We start from the raw sequence: 19,971 nt of genomic DNA, 5'->3' as shown, positions 1-19,971 counted from the left end.
GATCTCTGGAGACACGAGATCATGTCTGCTGTCGCCGCCCCTCGCGATCGGCTCGACGCCGACCAGCGCAACGCGTTTTTCGCGGCCCTGCTGGGTTGGTCGATGGACGCGTTCGACTACTTCATCGTCGTGCTGGTCTATGCCGACATCGCCAAGGACTTCGGCGTACCGCTGACCCGGATGGCGTTCCTGACCACGGCCACGCTGCTCATGCGGCCGGTGGGCGCCCTGCTGTTCGGGCTGTGGGCGGACCGGGTCGGGCGGCGCAGGCCGCTGATGGTCGACGTGACGTTCTACTCGATCGTCGGCTTCGCGTGCGCGTTCGCGCCGAACTTCACCGTGCTTCTGATCCTGCGGCTGCTCTACGGCGTGGGCATGGGCGGCGAATGGGGCCTGGGCGCTGCCCTTGCCATGGAGAAGATCCCGGCGAACCGGCGGGGGCTGTTCTCCGGGATCCTGCAGGAGGGGTACTCGATCGGGTACCTGCTCGCCTCGGTGGCGTTCCTGCTGGTGCACTCGGTCGGCGGCCTGTCCTGGCGCTGGCTGTTCGGGCTCTCCATCATCCCGGCGCTGATCAGCCTGTACGTGCGCAGCCGGGTACGCGAGTCGGAGGTGTGGGAGGCGGCCCGGCAGCGGCAGGAACGCACCCGCACCGGCATGCGGCAGGTGCTGCTCAACCCGGTGATCCTCCGCCGCTTCGTGTTCCTCGTCCTGCTGATGACGGCGTTCAACTGGATGAGTCACGGCACTCAGGACGTGTACCCGACGTTCCTCAAGGAGGGCATCGGCCTGTCCGCGACGACGGCCACCTGGATCGCGGTCATCTACAACGTTGGCGCGATCATCGGCGGTACCACCGTCGGCGCCCTGTCTCAGCGGTTCGGCCGCCGGCGCATGATCGTCATCTGTGCCGTGCTCGGGTTGCCGATCCTGCCGATCTTCGCGTACTCGACCAGCGCCGGCATGCTGTGCCTCGGCTCGTTCCTGATGCAGATCATGGTGCAGGGCGCGTGGGGCGTCATCCCGGCGCACCTGACCGAGTTGAGCCCGGACGAGATCCGGGGCTTCTATCCCGGCGTGACGTACCAACTGGGCAACTGCCTGGCCGCGTTCAACCTGCCGATCCAGCAGTCCCTGGCGGCCAGCCACGGGTACCCGTTCGCGCTGGCGGCCACCGTGATCCCGGTACTGGTCGCGGTCGCGGTACTCACCGCGCTCGGCGGCGAAGCCCGGGGCATACGGTTCGGTACCGCGCGGACCAGCGGCGTCGAACTGGCCGGCGCCGGAGGCCCGGCAGTCCCCGCGCAGCGGCCGGCGGCGCCCGCGGACGTGGACGAGACGACGGCTTGACCCGGCGCCATACGCGCGTCCGGCGCCGACGCAGGCGCCATGAAGCGCAGCCGGCGTCAGAAGGAATCCGGCGTCAGAAGCGCATGTAGAGCCTGATCGCGGTGCCGTCCGGCTGGGTGTGGATGCGGACCAGGTCGCTGACGTAGTTCACCAGCACCAGCCCCCGGCCGCGGACGCTGCCCGGGCCCGGCGGCACCCGACCGGCCAGCGGCACCACCGCCCGGCCCCGGTCGCGCACCTCGCAGGCCACGGCTCCGGCCACCGTCCAGATCCACAGCGTGCCGCCACCGGCTCCGTGCAGCACCGCGTTGCTGACCAGTTCGTTCACCGCGAGTTGGAAGTCGACCACCCGACGCTCGATCATCCCCGCGCGCCGCGCGTGGTCGGCGACCAGGTCGCGCAGGCCGGCCAGCCCGGTGCCGTCGAAGTCCACCGCGTCGGCGCTGGACGGCACGTCAGGCAGCGGCTGGTTGTACGCGCCGACCACGGTCTCCGGCCGGTAGTCGGGGCTGGACCAGCGCCGGCCCTCGCCGAGCATCACCGGGTGCGTGCGCTTCGCATCGGTCAGGACGTGCGGGGCCAGACCCGACACGTCGTACAGGCAGACGATGGCCGCCGCGCAGCCGGCGAGCGTCACGTTGACCAGCGCCTCGTGCTGCGCGCACGCCGGGTACTCCTCGTCGGTGCGGCCCGCCCAGACCGGCTCGCCGACGATCCGGACCCGCCGTCCGGCGTGCTCCTGGATGAACGCGTGCAGTATCCAGGGGATGATCCGGCCCGGGTTGCGGCCGGCCTCGGCCATGTCGACCAGGCGGAGCCCGTCCGCCGCGTCGCCCAGGGCCGCGGCCAGCAGGTCCAGGTTGGGCCCGGGCATGGCGACGAGCACGGGTTCACCGGCCGCCAGGGCGTCCCGGACAACCGGCACGATCGCGGCGACGAGTTCGTCGGTACCGCGATAGAGCAGCGCCTCGTGGGCCAGGCCCACGGGCGTGCCGACCTGGTGGTCCTCATCCCGTACGGTGTCCGCGCTCATCCCCCGGCGTCCGTCCCCCTCCGCGTCACGGTGACGATACGCCCGGCCGGCGCCGCCAACCGCGCGACCGGCCGTCACCGGTACCCTCTCCAGCCCGCCGGCCAGCCGTCCGGGCGCCTCAGGCGCCTGGGCGACCGCCCCGGTGCACCCGCCGCATGGCCGCGGCGTGCTGGTCCCGGCGGGCGGTATCGGCCCGCAGCGCGAGCTCGGTCACGTCCTGCGCGACCGCGTGCACCACGGTCAGCTCGCCGCCCGCGTCGTAGCTGGGCCGGATGAGCACCCGCAGGGTCTTGGGGCCGGTCCGGGTGCCGATCCGGAACCGGATCTCCCCCGGTTCCCGCCCGGCGACCAGCGCGCGGAGCTCCCGCTCCAGCTCCGGAAGGTCCTCCGGAACCACGTGCGCGGGGACCTCGTCCAGCGACAGCGGCCCCCGCGACGGGCTCCGGTCGAAGATCCGGTACAGGCCGGCCGACCAGCGCAGCTGCCCGGTACCCAGGTCCCACTCGCCGTACCCGAGCCTGCCCAACTCCTCGACGACGGCCACGCGGGCCAGTTCCGCCTCGGCGTCGTGCACCTGCCAGCTGGCCAGCAGTCCGTCGCCGAGCCGGGCGGCGGAGTGGCTGATCAGCACCTGCCGGGGCCGGCCGCGTACCAGGATCGTCTCGGTCTGCGCGGCCCGCTGCCACGGCGTACCGGTCAGCAACACCTGCCGGAACGCGTCGAAGACGCCGGCCATGGCCAGGGTGGGGCGCACGTCCAGGAGCCGGGCGCCGACCAGATCGGCCGGCTCCTGGTCGTAGGGCTGCCCGGACTGGGACGACGCGAAGTCGATGGTGAAGTCGGTGACCGTCCCGCTGTCGTCGCGAACCGGCGACAGCAGCAGGGTCGGGGCCGCGATGGCGTCCACCGCGGACTGCAACCAGTGGCCGGGGGCGGCCAACACATCGGCGGCCAGCCGGTCGAGCTGCCAGATCCGCTTGGCGACCGCGGCGGCCAGAGCCTCCAGGTAGGCTCGATCGGCCGGGGAGAACTCGCGCGGCTGCGCCCAGATCGGTTCCAGGCAGCCGAACGTGCGCCCGGCGTTGCGCAGCGGCAGGGCGGCCCGGGCGGCGCCGTCGCCGACCAGCAGGTACCCGTGCCTGTCCCGGGCGGTGAACCAGAGCGGCGCTCCGGTGGAGATCGCCTCGCCGAGCACGGTGGGTACCGCCGACGGGATCCGCTGCCAGTCGCTGGCCACCTGGGCCGGCAGCCCGGCGCAGCTGGCCATCCGCAGCGCCCCGTCCGGTTCGGCGACGTAGATGAGCACCGCGTCCGCCTCAAGCGACGCGACGCCCTCGGAGAGCAGCCGCTCGGCCAGCTCGCTGACGGTCTGGGCGGATTGCACGGCGGTGGACACGATCTGCAGCCGGACCCGGGCCTCGGCGGACAGGCCCGACCCGCCGACCGACGCCGCGGCGGCCGGATCGTCGGATTCCGGGGCGGCGTTGACGTACACGGTCGGCTCGAACGCGGTCGCCTCGCCCGCCGGTTCCGGCTCGGGATCGTCGAGGCCGGCGGGGACGGCGGTACCCATGATCCGGGCCGCCACCTCGACCAGCCGGCGGTTCTCGTGCTGGGACAGCCGGGAGAGGTGCTCGAACGCGGCGTCCGGCGTGCAGTCGAGGGTACCGGCGAGCAGCCCCTTGGCCTGCTCGATCAGCGCCCGGCCGCGCATCGCCCGGCGCAGTCCGGCCAACTCGGCCTCCAGCCGCTGCACCCGTGCGGCCCAGCTCAGCGCGGCGTCGCCCTCGACCGCCGACGCGGTCTCGCCCGGCGTGCCCCGACCGGCCGGGGCATTCCTGCCGGTCTGGGCGTTCCTGGCTGTCTGTGCGGTCCTGGCGGTCTGGGCGGGTCTGGCGGTCTGGGCTGGTCTGGCGGGCTGGGCGGCCCCGGCAGCCGGCCCTCTCCGGCCGCCCGCGCCGCTCTTGGCCGCCGCGCCCCTGACCGTCCCGGCGCTCTGGGCAGCCGGGGCGCTCTTCTCAGCCGCGCCGCTCTTCTCAGCCGGGGCGCTCTCGGCAGCCGAAGCGCTCCGGGCAGCCGGAGCGGCCTTGCCGGCCGGGGTGTTCTTCGCGGCCTGTGCGCCCTTCCCGGCGGGCGCGCCCGTGCCCGCCGGCATGCCACCGGCCTGCGACGCGGCGCCGGCCGCGGCCGGCGCACCGGTGTCCGCATTGTCGAGTTCGAGATCGGCTGCGCTCTCCACCGCACGACAATCGCACTTCCGGGTTTGCCGGCGCCAGTCACCTAGGTCGCGAAATGTCGGGGTCGCCCGGTGGCCGTCGACAGCTCGTCCCGTTTGCCGTCATCTGCACCATGTGAATCAAACCTCGACATTCGGCACCGTCGATCCGTGAGAACTTACCATCCGGTATGCGAACCCCATTCACATCCTGGTCGGGCGCGGCGCACGCCCCGGCCCGCCTGAAGGGAACCGCAGCCATGCCGCGTCGTCACGTCGTGCGCGCGATGAGCCTGGCGCTCTCGGCGCCCCACCGGTTCACCCGCCGCTTGCTACCAACCCGCCTGCTGGGCGCTCGCCCGGTAGGCACCCACAAACCGAGCGCCCACCCGTTGAGCGCCCACCCGTTACGCAGCCGACTGTTACGCGCCGCCGTCGCCGGGATCGCCACCGGCGCGGTGGTCCTGACCGCGCCGTTCCTGTCCGCCCGGCCGGCCTCGGCCAGCGTGCTGGTCGCGAACGACTACTGCCTGGACCAGTGCAACGACATCCTGCCGCCCGGCGAGAACGGCAACGCCACGCTCGCCGACATCCTCGCGCACCAGGCGCTGGGTACCCGGCCGGCGCACTCCGCCGACCAGCTCGACGCGTACGCCAACCTGCTGAACAGCTACACCGGCCTGACCGACGAGCAGATCGGCCAGTTCTACAACGACAGCTCGTTCGGCGTACCGGCCGGCCAGGTCGAGTCGACCGAGTCCCCGCGCTCGGACGTGACCATCGTGCGAGACAAGGCCACCGGCGTACCGCACGTCACCGGCACCACCCGGGCGGGCACCATGTACGGCGCCGGATACGCCGGTGCCGAGGACCGGCTGTTCGTCATGGACCTGCTGCGCCACGTCGGCCGCGGCACGCTGACCTCGTTCGCCGGGGGCTCACCGGGCAACCAGGCGCTGGAGCAGAGCGTCTGGCGCAACTCGCCGTACACCGAGGCGGACCTGGCGGCCCAGGTGGACACCCTGCGCGCCGAGGGCGCCCGGGGCGCCCAGCTCTACACCGACATGACCGACTACCTGGCCGGCATCAACGGGTACATCGCGCACTGCATGTCGGCCCGGCCGGTCAACTGCCCCGGCGAGTACGTGCTGACCGGTCACCTGGACGCGATCACCAACGCGGGCGGCCCGCAGCCGTTCACGCCGACCGACCTGATCGCGATCGCCGGGGTGGTCGGCGGCCTGTTCGGCGGCGGGGGCGGTGCCGAGATGCAGTCCGCGCTGGTACGGGTGGAGGCCCGGGCGAAGTACGGACCTGCGCTCGGCGACCAGGTGTGGCAGGCGTTCCGCGAGCAGAACGACCCCGAGACGGTACTCACACTCCACAATGGACAGAGTTTCCCGTACGGACAGGCGCCGGCCGGCGCGACCGGCGTCGTGCTGCCGGACCGGGGCAGCGCCTCACCGGTGCCGGTGGTGACCGACCCGTCCGGCTCGGCCGGAGGCGGGACGTCCTCGGCGTCGAACGGGACCGCGCCGGCGCCGGCGGGCGGTGTCCTGCCCGGCCTGACCATCGGCCAGACCCACCAGGGCATGTCCAACGCGGTGGTCATCTCCGCGGCCGATTCGGCGACCGGCCACCCGATCGCCGTGTTCGGTCCGCAGACCGGGTACTTCTCCCCGCAGTTGCTGATGCTGGAGGAGTTGCAGGGCCCCGGGATCAGCGCACGCGGCGCGGCGTTCGCCGGGCTGAACCTCTACGTACAGCTCGGCCGCGGGCAGGACTACGCGTGGAGCGCCACGTCGGCGGAGCAGGACATGACCGACACGTACGCGGTGCCGCTGTGCGACCCGTCCGGCGCGGCGACCCTGAACTCGAACTACTACCTCTACCACGGCCAGTGCCTGGCGATGGACCGGCTGGCGCAGTCCGACTCGTGGAAGCCGACCCTGGCCGACGAGACCCCGTCCGGCTCCTACACGCTGGTGACCTACCGGACGAAGTACGGGCTGGTGTCGTGGCGCGGGACGGTGAACGGGGTACCGACGGTGTTCGCCTCGCTGCGCTCGACCTACCGGCACGAGGCCGACTCGGCGATCGGCTTCCAGATGTTCGACGACCCGTCGGCGATGAGCGACGCCGCCGGCTTCCAGGCGGCCGCCGCCAACGTCGGGTACGCGTTCAACTGGTTCTACGTCAACTCGACCCAGAACGCCTACTACGACTCAGGACTCAACCCGGTGCGGGCGGGAAGCACCGACCCGAACCTCCCGGTCGTGGCGGACGCGGCGCACGAGTGGGCCGGCTGGAACGCGGACAGCAACACCGCCACCTACCTGCCCGCCTCGGCCCATCCCCAGTCGGTGAACCAGGACTACTACGTCAGCTGGAACAACAAGCAGGCCAAGGACTACAGCGCGGCCGACGGCAACTTCAGCTTCGGACCGGTGCAGCGCGCGAAGCTGCTCGACGACGGGGTCAAGGCGGCGCTGGCCGGCGGCCACAAGCTGAGCCGGTCGGACGCGGTCAAGGTGATGGAGGACGCGGCGAACGTCGACCTGCGGGCCAAGGAGGACCTCGGCCTGCTGCTGCGGGTACTGACCAGCCAGCCGACCAGCGATCCCGCGGTGGCCGCGCTCCAGCAGTGGTACGCGGCCGGGGCGCACCGGATCGAATCCTCGCCGGGCAGCCACACCTACCAGTACGCCGACGCGATCCGCATCTTCGACGCGTGGTGGCCGCTGCTGGTGTCCGGTGAGTTCCGGTCCGGGCTCGGCGATCCGCTCTACGGCTCGTTGGTGAACGCGATGCAGGTCAACGAGTCGCCGTCGGGCGGCCAGCAGGGCACCGCGTCCGGCGTACCGGCGTCGGCCAACGAATCCCAGCCGCACAAGGGATCCTCGTTCCAGTACGGCTGGTGGGGTTACGTGAGCAAGGACCTCCGCTCGGTACTCGGCCAGGCGGTCGCCGGCCCGCTCACCCAGACGTACTGCGGCGGCGGGAACCTCGCCACCTGCCGGGCCACCCTGCTGTCCACTGTGGACCAGGCGGCGGCGCAGCCGGCCAGCCAGGTGTACCCGGGCGACGACATCTGCTCCGCGGGCGACCAGTGGTGCGCGGACAGCATTGTCCAGTCCCCGCTGGGCGGGATCACCGACTCCCCGATCGGCTGGCAGAACCGCCCGACGTACCAGCAGGTGGTGTCGTTCCCGGCACACCGCGGCAACGCCATCGCCAACCTGGCCGCCGGGCGCCCGGCCAGCGCGTCGAGTACCCAGTTGCTGACCGGCTACACGCCGGGCAAGGCCACCGACGGCGACCCGACCAGCCGATGGTCCAGCAACTGGAGCGACAACCAGTGGATCAGCGTGGACCTGGGGTCGGCGCAGTCGGTCGGCCGGGTGATCCTGCGCTGGGAGAACGCCTATGCCACGGGATACCGCGTCGAGGTGTCCAGCGACGGCAGCACCTGGCGGACGGTCTGGTCCACGACCACCGGCAACGGCGGTACCGACAACGACACGTTCGCGGCGACCACCGCACGGTACGTCCGGATGACCGGAACCGCCCGAGGCAGCTCCTACGGCTACTCGCTGTACGAGTTCGAGGCGTACCCGCGCTGACCACGCCCTCCTGAACGGAGCGGCCCGGCGCCCGGGAACTCGGGCGCCGGGCCGCTCCGGCTGGTCGCGGTTACTTCTCCCGCACGGTTACTTCTCGACCGCCTCGCGGGGCTCGCGCGGCACGTCGGCCGGCGCGATGCCCTTCTTGACCGAGTCGAGGATCGCCATGCCCTGGCCGACCAGACCGGCCGCCATCTCGCCCAGCCCGTCGGCGCCGTTGAGGATGTTGACGTTCGCGCCGGACAGGCCGCGCGCCGCCTCCTTGACGATCTGCGGCAGCTGGTCGATGAGCATGCGGTCCAGGGCGACCCGGTTGTTCGACGCGGCCGCCTCGGCCTGGACCTTCATCTTCTCGGCGTCCGCCTGGGCCAGCACCCGGACCCGCTCGGCCTCGGCCTCGGCCGGCTTGATGACCTCGGCGACCAGTTGCTGCTGGCGCAACTGAGCCTCGCGCTGGGCCAGCTCGGTCTGCGCGTCGATGACCTCGCGCTGCGCCTGCGCCTCGGCGAGCGGACCGGCCTGCGCCGCCACCGCCTGCGCCCGGTCGACCTCGGCCTTGTACTGCGCCTGCACGATCGACGTCTGCCGGGTGTACTCGGCCTGCTTGCGCTTCGACTCCTGCTCCGCCTCGGCCGCCACCTGGTTGGCCTGCGCCTGGGCGATCTGCGCCTGGCGCTGGATGGCGGCGTTGTGCGGTGCCGCCATGGCGGCGATGTAGCCGAGCTTCATGTCGTCGATCGACTGGATCTGCAGCGAGTCGACGCTCAACCCAATCTTGGCCATCTCTTCCTTGGAGCCGTCGAGCACCTCGGTGGCCAGCTTCTGCCGCTCGGTGACGATCTCCTCGACCGTCATCGAGCCCACGATCGATCGCAGGTGGCCGGCGAAGATGCGCCCGGTGAGGATCGACATCTGGTCCTGGTCGGACAGGAAGCGCTGGGCCGCGTTGACGATGCTCTCGTCGTCGTTGCCGACCTTGAACGCGATGACCGCCCGCACGTTCAACGCGATGCCCTGCTTGGTCACGCACGCCTCGGCGACCTCGGCCTCGCACATGGCCAGGGTCAGGAAGCGGACCTTGCGGAAGACCGGCATGACGAACTTGCCATGACCGGTCACCACCCGGAACGGGGTGTTGGGGTTCCTGGACTTGCCGCCAGAGATGAGCATCGCCTGGTCGGGTGCGGGCACCCGATAACCGAACACGTTGGTTTCTCCTACTCGAGAACGTCGGAGGGAGGGGTGCCGGAGCCGGACCAGGGGACGACGCCCAGCGACCGCGCACCGCGAGATTCGACGACGAGCACCGAAGCGCCCTTGGGGATCGGCGTGGGCGACCACGCCAGGAAGGTTTCCGAGCCGCCCCGGATCTTGACCAGCACCTCGCCCGGACCGGCCGGTCCACGGGTGGCGACCGTCAGCACCCCCACGCAGCCAACGGCTGAGGCAACCCCATCCACCGGATTTGACCTCCCTCGTCGCGCCGTCGCCGATCAAGGTACTCGGGGGCCGCAATACCAGTTACGCGCCGGTAGGCCCAGCGGCTCCGCGAACCCCGGACACCCCCGGCGGCCGGAGTTACCGTGACCCCATGGACCTGGCCGCGCTCTACCAACGCAGCATCGACGGCTTCGAGGCCCGGGTCGCGCAGGTCCGGCCGGACCAGTGGGCGTCGCCCACGCCCTGCCCCGGCTGGGACGTACGGGCGCTGGTCAACCACGTGATCGGCGAGGAGCGCTGGGCGGTCCCACTGTTCGGCGGCGCCACGATCGAGGAACTCGGCGACCGGTTCTCCGGAGACCTGCTCGGCGACGACCCGCGGGCCAGCGCCGCGGACGCGGCCCGGCAGGCGCGGGCGGTGGTCACCCGTCCCGGGGTGATGCGACGCACGGTGCACCTGTCGTTCGGCGACGCCCCGGCCGAGGAGTACCTGCGCCAACTGCTCGCCGACCACGTCGTGCACTCCTGGGACCTGGCCGTGGCGATCGGAGCGGACCGGCACCTGGACCCGGACGCGGTGCACGCGGTCGCCGAGTGGTTCGCCGAACACGAGGACATGTACCGCCAGGGCGGCGCGATCGGCCCCCGGGCCGAGGTGCCGGGAAGCGCCAACGAGCAGGATCAACTGATCGGCGCGTACGGCCGCGATCCGGCGCACCACTGATGCGGTGATTTGGTGATTTGTGGCCCGGCCGGCCGGCTGCCGGGCCGGCGCCGATGTCGCCGACAGCCGCCCCGGGCCGAAGCCCGCGGTCCCGACGCGGCTTCCGTCCCTGGGCCGCGGCGGGACCGCGGGGGTCTTCGGCCGGCCCGTCATACGGTAGCCGGAGCCTGAGCGGTCCGGGGAATCCTATCCGCCAAACGGAAGGACGCGGGAGCCGGCGCGGTGGTTCGGCCGACCTATTTATTGAACACGATCACTGTGCCGAAGTACACAGAGGGGGCTAGCCGACGGCCCGTTCTTGCGGCTATGCTTCCCCTCGCTGGGCCGACGTCTTCCCCCGTGGACGCCGGCCCGCCTTAATTTTGGGCCGGCGCGCTCCGCCGGGCCGCCGGAGCGCTCGCGGCGTCCCTGCCGGGCCACCCCGGAGCCCTCGCGGCATCGCTGCCGGGCCACCCCGGAGCGCTAGCGGCGCCGCTGCCGGGCCGCCTCGTACAGCGCGATCGACCCGGCGGTCGCCGCGTTGAGCGAGCTGGCCGCGCCCGACATCGGGATGCTCATCAGGTCGTCGCACGCCTCGCGCCACGCGCCGCTCAGGCCGGTCGTCTCGTTCCCGATCACCAGCACCGTCGGCCCGGTCAGGTCCAGGTCGGCGATCGGCGTCTCGCCCCGCTCGTCCGCCCCGACCAGCCGGAGCGGCGTGCCGCTGGCGCGCATCGCCTGGGCCCAGTCCAGCACCGGGCGGTGGCTGGGCAGCCGTACGACCGGCAACGCGAACAGCGACCCGGTGCTGGCCCGGACGGCCTTCGGGTCGTACGGGTCGGTCGCGTGCCCGGTGACGATCACCGCGGACGCGCCGAACGCGTCGGCGGACCGGATCAGGGTGCCGATGTTGCCCGGGCTGCCCGGCCGGTCGAAGACCACCGCGAGCAGGTCCGGCCGCGCCGGTATCCGGGCCGGATCGTCCGGCGGGAGGCCGACGACCGCGATCAGCTCGGGCGCCCCCTCGGCCTTGTCGCCCAGCTCGGCGAGCAGCTCGGAGCGCACAGCGAACCGCTGCGCGTCGACCCGGTCGAGCAGGTCGGTGGCCCAGGCGGACAGGCCGGACCGGTCGTCGTACAGCAACGCGCGCACCGGCCAGCCGTACCGCACCGCGAGGCTGATCGGCCGTACCCCCTGGACCAGGAACTCGCCCGCCCGCTGCCGCTTGGTGCGGTTGCCGAGCAGCGCCTGCCATTGCTGGAAGCGGGCGTTGCGGGTGCCCACCCGCACGACGGTCGCGACCATGACCGCCATGATGGCACGCCGACTCCGGCGGGTCCGACGGCGCTACCCTCCGACCACCTATAGTGACGTCGGCCGATTTCGAGCCCGCCTGAGCTGCGCAAAGTTGTCAGGGACCCTCCCTGACAGAGTCGGACATTTGACCCATTCCAGGAGTGATCATGGCTAGAGTCGGCGACGCACCGCCGGCCCCGCCCCAGCCCGTGAGGAGACCGTCTTTGTCAGCATCCGTGTGGCGTCGCCGGTTAGGCATCCTTGCCCTGACGTCGTCTCTCGTGTTCGGCCTCGCCTTCGGCGCGACCCCGTCCGGCGCCGCGGGTGCCGTGGGCTACGTCCGGCTGGCGCACCTCTCGCCGGACACCCCCGACGTCGACGTGTACCTGAGCTCGGTGTCGGGCGGGTCGCCACAGGTCTTCCCCGGCGTCGGGTACGGCACGGTGTCCACGTACCTGACCGTGCCGACCGGCACGTACGCGGTGGCCATGCGCGCCGCCGGCGCCCCGGCCACCGATCCGCCGGTGCTGACCACCAACGTGACCGTGGCCGACGGCCGGGCGTACACGGTCGCCGGGGTCGGCACGCACGCGGCACTGGGCCTGAAAGTCATCGACGACGACCTGAGCCTGCCGCCGGCCGGGAAGTCGAAGGTACGCATCATCCAGGCATCGCTGCGCGCGCCCGTGCTCAACGTCTGGGAATCCGGCGGCCAGAACATCGCCGGCGACATCGCGTTCGCCACCACCACCGACTACCGCGAGGTCGCGCCGGGCGGGTGGACGATCGAGGCCCAGGGCACCGGTGGCGGTCCGGCGTGCACCCTGCACGCCCGGCTCGGTGCCGGCAACGTGTACTCGCTGATCGTGCTGGACGGCAAGAGCGGCGGCCTGACCTCGCAGCTGCGCGCCGACGCCCTGGGCGGCGGCCGGGTGCCCACCGGCGGCGTGGCCACCGGCGGAGGCGGTACCCAGCGGCACGACCCGCCGTTCCCGGCGGTCGGCCTGGCCGTGAGCGCGCTGGTCGCGGCCGGCGGTTTCGCGGTCGCCGCCCGGCGCCGTCTCGTGCGGGGTTGAGGCGCGTGGACCGGCGGGCCACCGACCGGCGGGCGAGCCGGCTCCGGGACCACCCGGTCAGCGCGGCCCTGGTCGCGGCCCTCGGCATCGCCCTGCTGGTCAGCCTGCCCGCCGGTCCGCAGACCACCGGCGCGGCGCCGGCCACCGGCCCGGACGATCGCGGGCAGTGCCCGCCCGGCGCGCGATCGAGCTCCGCCTGCGCTCCCCCGGCGCCGCACGGCGGGTGCGCGTTCCCGTCCCGCCCCGGCTCCGGCTGCGCCGCTCGCGACACCCTGCCCCGCGCGGCTGGCCCGGACGGCGCCGACCCGGCGAGCGGGCCGTCGGGCGCGCCACCGGACGACGGACCCGCCGGGCCACCGCCGACCGGCGGGGCCCGGCCCGGCGTGCTGCCGACCGCGGTCGCGGCCGGCCTGCCGGCGACCTCCGCACCGGAGCGGCTCCGCATCCCGGGCATCGGCGTCGACGCGCCGCTGGAGACGCTGCACCTGCTGCCGGACGGGTCGCTGGCCGCGCCGCGGGCGTGGGGGGACGCCGGCTGGTACGCCGACGGGACCCGGCCGGGGGACATCGGACCGGCCGTGATCGCCGGACACATCGACTCCACTCGGGGTCCGGCGGTGTTCTTTCGGCTCGACGACCTGCGCGTCGGGGCGCTGATCGAGGTCGAACGGGCAGGTCAGTGGCTATCCTTCCGGGCAGTGTCGGTCGCCGAATATCCGAAAAACGCCTTCCCGAGTGCCAAGGTGTACGGTCCGACGCCCGACGCACAGCTACGGTTGATTACCTGCGGTGGGGGGTTTGATCGAAGGCGCGGGTCCTACCGGGACAACATCGTGGTGTTCGCCGTTGGGGCGTGACTGGCGTGGGTTGGTAAGCGATGGCATCTGCGCACACCCTGGTGGCCGGTCGCTACCGCCTGCATCAGCAGCTGGGCGCCGGCGGGATGGGCATGGTCTGGCTGGCGCGCGACGAGGTGCTCGGCCGCGACGTGGCCATCAAGGAGGTCGTCCCGCCCGCCGGACTGTCCGATCTGGACCGTGCCGAACTGCGCTTCCGTACCCTGCGGGAGGCCCGTACCGCGGCCCGGCTCAACCACCCGAACGTCGTGAAGATCTACGACGTGGTGCACACCGAGGAGTGGCCGTGGATCGTGATGGAGTACGTCCCGTCCCGCTCGCTGCACGAGGTCATCGCGAGCGGTGGTCCGCTGTCCCCGACACAGGTGGCCGGCATCGGGCTGTCCGTACTGGCGGCGCTGACCGCCGCGCACCAGGCGGGCGTACTGCACCGTGACGTGAAGCCGGGCAACGTGCTGATCGGCGACGACGGGCGGGTCGTACTCACCGACTTCGGGCTGGCCACCTTCGACGACACCGAGAGCGCGGTGACCCTGCCCGGGCTGGTGCTCGGCTCGGCGCAGTACGTGGCCCCGGAGCGGGCCCGCGACGGCACCTCGACCCCGCAGTCCGACCTGTGGTCGCTGGGCGCCACGCTGTACGCCGCGGTCGAGGGCCGCTCGCCGTACGCCCGGTCCAGCACGATGGCCACGCTCACCGCCCTGGCCACCGCGCTACCCGACCCGCCGCAACGGGCCGGCACGCTCAAGCCGGTGCTGACCGGACTGCTGCGCCGCAACCCGAAGGACCGGCTGAGCCCGGCGGCGGCCCAACGCGCACTGCTGCGCGTCATGTCCCAGCCCGCTTCCGGACGGCGGCGCATCCCGGGCCAGCGCCGGGGGCGGGGGGCCGCCACGGCACCGGTCCCGTCGGGACGGCTGGACCCGGACCACACCTCGACCGGGCCGGCGGGGCCCAGATCGGCGGGGCTCGGGTCGGCGGGGATCAGATCGGCGAGGCTCGGGTCGGCGGGCATCGGATCGGCGGGACCCGCCTGGGCTGACGCGTCCGCCCTGGGCCCGGCCGGCACCGCCGGTGGGCCAACCGGCGCGCTGGTGCGCCGGCCGCCGCGGTGGGCCTGGCGGCCGGCCCACCGCCGGGGCGGGTGGCTGAGCGTCTCCGCCCTGGTGGTGGCGCTGGTCGCGCTCCTCGGCGCGCTGCTGGTCTACCGGTACGGCGACCGGTCGGCCGACCCGTCGAAGCCGCCAGTGGCCGCCCGGGCGGGCACCCCGCCGGCCGATCCGGTACTGGGTACGGCGGCCTGCGCGGCGGCCGGTTCGGGGACGCCGCTGTCCTCGACGCCCCCGCGGCCGGGCTGGGACGCGCTGCTGCCCGGTTTCGTGTGGTACCTGGACCCGAGCGGCTTCCGGATCTCGGTGCCGGTCGGCTGGTCCAGGACGTCCGGGCCGGCCGGTGTCTGCTTCCGGGAGCCGGGCAACACCCGGGTGCTGGCGGTCGAGCCGTTCACCGCCGACGGCGACCCGGTGGCGCACTGGCGGCGGGCGGAGACCGCGCTGCTGGCCTCCGGCAGGCCGGCCGGTTACACGAACCTGGGCATCACTCCGGTCCCGTACTACTTCGACGGCGCGGCCCAGTGGGAGTACACCTACCGGGGCGCCGACGGCACCACGCAGCACGGCCTGTCCCGCTGCGTGATCGTCTCCGCCGGGCACGCCTACGTCCTCGCCTGGCGGACCCGGCAGTTCGACTGGCAGCCCAACCAGGACCCGTACCGGGCGATCATCGCCAGCTTCACGCCTGCCACGGTCTGACCGCCGGCACCCCTGAACAGCACCGCGGCCCTGACGCGGAGTGATCTGGATCTCCGCGACCCGATAGTTAGACCACCTAACCGTTAGAATTTCTAACATGACTCCATCGACGCAACCGTCGCTGCGGGCCGTCCGGGTGCTCGCCCGCCTCCAGCGGATGCTGGAGTTCGCGGACGCCGGGCTGACCATCCCGCAGTACCGGATGTTGGTCGTGCTCAGCGAGGGTGGCGAGCGCTCGGCCCGGCTGGCCCAGCGGCTCGCGGTGCGCAAGCCGACGCTGACCGCGCTGGCCGACGGGTTGATCGCCGCCGGATACGCGGAACGCGCCAGCGAGCCCGGCGACCGGCGGATCGTGCGGCTCCAGCTCACCGACGCCGGCCGGGCCGCGCTCGCCCGCGCGGACGAGTCGTACCTGGCCGCACTCGCGCCGCTGCTGTCCCGGATGGCCGACCCGGACCGCCTGGTCGACGGCCTGATCGATGCCGGCGACGCGCTGGACGCCTGCCTGCCCGCCCGGGTACCGGCCCAGTCACCGGTGGAGTCCGCCCGATGACCAATGGGAATCGGCCGCTTGACCGCGACACCTCCTCCGTCGGCGCCGCTGGCGGCCACCCTGTGAACGGACAGCGGCCGCTTGACCGCGACACCTCCTCCGTCGGCGCCGCTGGCGGCCGCGTGGCAAACGGGGCCAGCTGGCTGCGCCGGCTGCTGCGGTACTGCCTGCGGTTCCGGCTGCGGGTGCTGCTGGCGTTCGGTTCGTCGGTGCTGGGCATGGCGCTGACCGCCCTGGTACCGCTGCTGCAGCGCTCTATCGTCGACAACGCGATCCTGACCCGGCGCGACGCCCTGCTTCCCCTGGCCGCGGCCCTGATCCTCGCCGCCCTGGTCAACTACGGCGCGTCCTACATCCGCCGGTACGAGGGCGGCCGGCTGTCCCTGGACGTCCAGCACGACCTGCGCAACGACATGTTCGCGGCGCTGTCCCGGCTGGACGGCGCCCGGCAGGACGAGTTGCAGACCGGCCAGCTCATCGGCCGCGCCACCTCGGACATCACGATGGTCCAGGGGCTACTCGGGATGCTACCCATCCTGCTCGGCAACCTGCTGCTGTTCGTGATCTCCCTGGTCGTCATGCTCGTCCTGTCTCCGCTGCTCACGCTCGTCGCCCTGGCGGTCGGTCCCGGGCTGTGGTGGATCGCGGTGCTGTCCCGGCGCAAGCTGTTCCCGGCCACCTGGGAGGCCCAGCAGCAGGCCGCCGAGGTGGCCGCCGTGGTCGACGACGCGGTGACCGGGGTACGGGTCGTGAAGGGCTTCGGCCAGGAGGAGCAGGAGCTGAACAAGCTGGCCGGGACCGCCCGGCGGCTGTTCGCGCTGCGGATCCGGGCCAACCGGTTCAACAGCCACTACACCCCGGCGCTGCAGGCCATCCCGGCGCTGGGCCAGGTCGGTGTCCTGGCGCTCGGCGGATACCTGGCGGTCCACGGCCAGATCACCCTCGGTACGTTCCTGGCCTTCTCCACCTACCTGGCACAGTTGGTCGCGCCCGTACGCATGCTGTCCGGCCTGCTCACCATCGGGCAGCAGGCGCGGGCCAGCGTGATCCGGGTCTTCGAGATCATCGACTCGCGGCCGGTGGTGACCGAGGCGCCGGACGCGGTCGAGCTGTCCCCCACCGAGGCGCCCGGCGTGACGTTCGACGACGTGACCTTCGGGTACGTCGCGTCACAGCCGGTGCTGCGGAACTTCACGCTGTCGGTACGCCCGGGCGAGACCGTGGCGCTGATCGGGACCGCCGGCTCCGGCAAGTCCACGGTGTCCCTGCTGCTCCAGCGCTTCTACGACGTGCAGGGCGGAGCGCTGCGGGTCGGCGACCGGGACGTCCGGTCGTTGCGGCTGGACTCGCTGCGCTCGGCCGTCGGGCTGGTGATGGAGGACAGCTTCCTGTTCTCCGAGAGCGTGCGGGCCAACGTCGGGTACGGCCGGCCGGACGCGACCACCGAGCAGATCGAGGCCGCGGCCCGGGCGGCCGAGGCGGACGGGTTCATCCGGGCGCTGCCGCACGGGTACGACACGGTCGTCGGAGAGCAGGGCCTGACCCTGTCCGGCGGCCAGCGGCAGCGGGTCTCGCTGGCCCGTGCCCTGATCACGGATCCGCGCATCCTCGTGCTCGACGACGCCACCTCGGCGGTGGACGCCCGGGTCGAGGCGGAGATCCACGCGACCCTGCACCGGGTCATGCGCGACCGCACCACCCTGCTCATCGCGCACCGCCGCTCCACTTTGGCGCTGGCCGACCGGATCGCGGTGCTCGACGCCGGTCGGGTCGTCGACGTGGGTACCCACGACGAACTGCAGGAACGCTGCCCGCTGTACCGGCTGCTGCTGTCCGGTCCCGGGGAGGACGCCGAGGGCGTGGACGCCGGGGACCTGCCGGCCGAACGTGACCCGGACGCCGGTACCGAGGAGAAGGTCGGCGGGATCACCCCGTCGCTGTGGCCGTACGACGGGGACGACGGGGGCAACGCCGGCCAGCCGGCACGCCGCGGCTCCCCGAACCCGGCCCTGGCGGCCGGACTGCCGCGCGGCGGCGGCGTGGCCCGCGCCGGGATGGGTCGCGGCGCCGGCGCCGGCGGCCCGATGGCGGGGTTCATGGCCAGCGTTCCGCCGACGCCGGAGTTGCTCGCCCAGGTCGCCGCGCTACCGCCGGCCACCGGCGAGCCGCAGGTGGACGAGTCGTCGGTGCGCGCACCCGACCCGGCGTTCGGCCTGGGCCGGCTGCTGCGCCCGGTGCTGCGGCCGCTGCTGCTCGCCCTGCTGCTCGTCGCGCTGGACGCGATAGCGAGCCTGGTGCTGCCGGTACTGACCCGGGACGGTGTGGACCGCGGCGTCCAGCACGGGCACCTCGGCGTGATCTTCACCGTCTCGCTGATCGGCCTGATCGTCGTCGGAGTCGACGTCGTGATCAACACCGGGCAGATCCGGGTCGCCGGGCGCAACGGGGAACGGCTGCTGTACAGCCTGCGCGTCAAGACGTTCAGCCACCTGCAGCGGCTCGGCCTGGACTACTACGAGCACGAGATGTCCGGCCGGATCATGACCAGGATGACCAGCGACATCGACGCGTTCTCCACGTTCCTGCAGACCGGCCTGGCGACCGCGGCGGTCAGCGTGCTGACCTTCCTGGGCATCCTGGTCGCGCTGCTGCTGATCAACCTCGAACTGGGTCTGGTGGTGCTGTCCACCCTGCCCGTGATGCTGGTCGCGACGCTGCTGTTCCGCGCCAAGTCGTCGAAGGCGTACACCGACGCCCGGGAGAAGGTCAGCATCGTCAACGCCGACCTGCAGGAGAACGTCGCCGGCATGCGCACCACCCAGGCGTACCGCCGGGAGCAGCGCAACCAGCAGCGGTTCGCCGGGCGCAGCAACGACTACCGGGTCAGCCGCACCAGGGCACAGCGGTACATCGCCATCTACTTCCCGTTCGTGCAGTTCCTGTCGAGCGTGGCCGGCGCGCTGGCGCTGATCGTGGGCGCTCACCTGGTGCACGCCGGGGCGCTCACGGCCGGCGCACTGATCGCGTACCTGCTGTACATCGACATGTTCTTCTCGCCGGTACAGCAGCTGTCCCAGGTCTTCGACGGGTACCAGCAGGCCGCGGTCGGGCTGCACCGCATCCGGGACCTGCTGCGCACCCCGACCTCGACGCCGCAGGCGGCGCACCCGGTTCCGGCGCCGCCGCGCCTGCGGGGAGCGATCGACATGCGCGACGTGCGGTTCCGGTACGGTCCCGACACCGCCGAGGCGCTGGCCGGCGTCACGCTGTCGGTCACGCCCGGGGAGACCGTGGCGCTGGTCGGCCAGACCGGAGCGGGCAAGTCCACGCTGGTCAAGCTGGTGTCCCGGTTCTACGACGTGACCGGCGGCTCGGTCGAGGTGGACGGCGTGGACGTGCGCGCCTACGACCTGGCCGGGTACCGGCACCGGCTCGGCGTGGTGCCGCAGGAGGCGTACCTGTTCCCCGGCACGGTACGGGACACCATCGCGTACGGGCGGCCGGACGCCACCGACGAACAGATCGAGGCGGCGGCGACCGCGGTCGGTGCGCACCACATGATCGCCCGGCTCTCCGGCGGGTACCTGCACCCGGTCGCGGAGCGCGGCCGCAACCTGTCCGCCGGCCAGCGCCAGTTGCTCGCCCTGGCCCGGGCGGAGCTGGTCGACCCGGACATCCTGCTGATGGACGAGGCGACCGCCGCCCTGGACTTGGCGACCGAGGCGATCGTCACCCAGGCATCCGACCGGCTGGCCCACCGGCGCACCACGCTGGTGGTCGCGCACCGGCTGACCACGGCCGCCCGGGCGGACCGCATCGTGGTGCTCGACCAGGGCAGGGTGGTCGAGGTCGGTACCCACGACGAACTGCTGGAGGCCGACGGCCTGTACGCGGCGCAGTGGCGGGTGTTCACCGGGGCCGCGGAGCCGGCGGTCGGCTGAGCCGGCGGTCGCGGCGGCCTTCGGGAAGACGCCCCCGGAAGCGCCGGACCCGCCTGCGCCGACGGGCGGACGT

Annotated in this window: 13 protein-coding genes; 8 read left to right on the top strand and 5 right to left on the bottom strand. The window is 72.8% G+C overall.

All coding sequences use genetic code 11. The features are described 5' to 3' along the window. Positions 1-21 precede the first annotated feature (21 nt). Complete coding sequence (locus Raf01_RS14140; RefSeq protein ID WP_203918303.1) at positions 22-1,350, top strand: MFS transporter; 1,329 nt, start codon at positions 22-24, stop codon at positions 1,348-1,350. Between the two features lie 73 nt (positions 1,351-1,423). Here the strand turns inward: Raf01_RS14140 and Raf01_RS14135 are convergent, their stop codons facing one another. Both Raf01_RS14135 and Raf01_RS14130 read right to left on the bottom strand, forming a co-directional pair. After that, positions 1,424-2,383 carry an anti-sigma factor RsbA family regulatory protein gene (locus tag Raf01_RS14135; protein ID WP_203918302.1) on the bottom strand — a complete coding sequence of 320 codons (960 nt, stop codon included), beginning with the start codon at positions 2,381-2,383 and terminating at the stop codon, positions 1,424-1,426. Between the two features lie 118 nt (positions 2,384-2,501). Beyond that, on the bottom strand, positions 2,502-4,622 hold the full coding sequence (locus Raf01_RS14130) for a GAF and ANTAR domain-containing protein (protein ID WP_203918301.1): 2,121 nt from the start codon (positions 4,620-4,622) through the stop codon (positions 2,502-2,504). A gap of 236 nt (positions 4,623-4,858) precedes the next feature. Here Raf01_RS14130 and Raf01_RS14125 point away from each other — a divergent pair, with 236 nt between their 5' ends. After that, positions 4,859-8,221 (top strand): penicillin acylase family protein, encoded by a 3,363-nt coding sequence (locus Raf01_RS14125; protein ID WP_239133596.1) that lies wholly within the window; start codon positions 4,859-4,861, stop codon positions 8,219-8,221. 87 nt (positions 8,222-8,308) lie between these two features. Here Raf01_RS14125 and Raf01_RS14120 read toward each other — a convergent pair whose 3' ends face one another. Continuing rightward, a complete protein-coding gene (locus Raf01_RS14120; RefSeq protein ID WP_203918300.1) occupies positions 8,309-9,427 on the bottom strand; it encodes an SPFH domain-containing protein in 1,119 nt (372 codons plus the stop codon). 11 nt (positions 9,428-9,438) lie between these two features. Continuing rightward, positions 9,439-9,651 (bottom strand): NfeD C-terminal domain-containing protein, encoded by a 213-nt coding sequence (locus Raf01_RS14115; protein WP_203918299.1) that lies wholly within the window; start codon positions 9,649-9,651, stop codon positions 9,439-9,441. Between the two features lie 161 nt (positions 9,652-9,812). Here Raf01_RS14115 and Raf01_RS14110 point away from each other — a divergent pair, with 161 nt between their 5' ends. Next, positions 9,813-10,385: a TIGR03086 family metal-binding protein gene (locus Raf01_RS14110; RefSeq protein ID WP_203918298.1), complete on the top strand. Its 573-nt coding sequence runs from the start codon at positions 9,813-9,815 to the stop codon at positions 10,383-10,385. Positions 10,386-10,847: 462 nt separating this feature from the next. Here Raf01_RS14110 and Raf01_RS14105 read toward each other — a convergent pair whose 3' ends face one another. Then, the gene (locus Raf01_RS14105) at positions 10,848-11,669 is read right to left on the bottom strand and encodes an RNA methyltransferase (protein WP_203918297.1); all 822 of its coding nucleotides are present in this window, start codon (positions 11,667-11,669) and stop codon (positions 10,848-10,850) included. 215 nt (positions 11,670-11,884) lie between these two features. Between Raf01_RS14105 and Raf01_RS14100 the strand changes: the two genes are divergently transcribed. From Raf01_RS14100 to Raf01_RS14080, 5 genes are all read left to right on the top strand, one after another. After that, positions 11,885-12,736: a DUF4397 domain-containing protein gene (locus Raf01_RS14100; protein ID WP_239133595.1), complete on the top strand. Its 852-nt coding sequence runs from the start codon at positions 11,885-11,887 to the stop codon at positions 12,734-12,736. Positions 12,737-12,741: 5 nt separating this feature from the next. Beyond that, positions 12,742-13,593 (top strand): class F sortase, encoded by an 852-nt coding sequence (locus Raf01_RS14095; protein ID WP_239133594.1) that lies wholly within the window; start codon positions 12,742-12,744, stop codon positions 13,591-13,593. Between the two features lie 20 nt (positions 13,594-13,613). Beyond that, entirely contained in the window at positions 13,614-15,404 is a 1,791-nt protein-coding gene (locus Raf01_RS49535; RefSeq protein ID WP_239133593.1) for a serine/threonine-protein kinase, read from the top strand. 97 nt (positions 15,405-15,501) lie between these two features. Next, a complete protein-coding gene (locus Raf01_RS14085; protein WP_203918295.1) occupies positions 15,502-15,957 on the top strand; it encodes a MarR family winged helix-turn-helix transcriptional regulator in 456 nt (151 codons plus the stop codon). Between the two features lie 122 nt (positions 15,958-16,079). Continuing rightward, positions 16,080-19,898, top strand: coding sequence for an ABC transporter ATP-binding protein (locus Raf01_RS14080; RefSeq protein WP_203918294.1), 3,819 nt, complete (start codon positions 16,080-16,082; stop codon positions 19,896-19,898). Positions 19,899-19,971: the final 73 nt, after the last annotated feature.

The sequence above is a fragment of the Rugosimonospora africana genome (assembly GCF_016862975.1).
In the GTDB taxonomy this organism is placed as follows: domain Bacteria; phylum Actinomycetota; class Actinomycetes; order Mycobacteriales; family Micromonosporaceae; genus Rugosimonospora; species Rugosimonospora africana.
The sequence above is the reverse complement of the archived record's forward strand: the minus strand, read 5'-3'. Positions and strand labels throughout refer to the sequence as shown.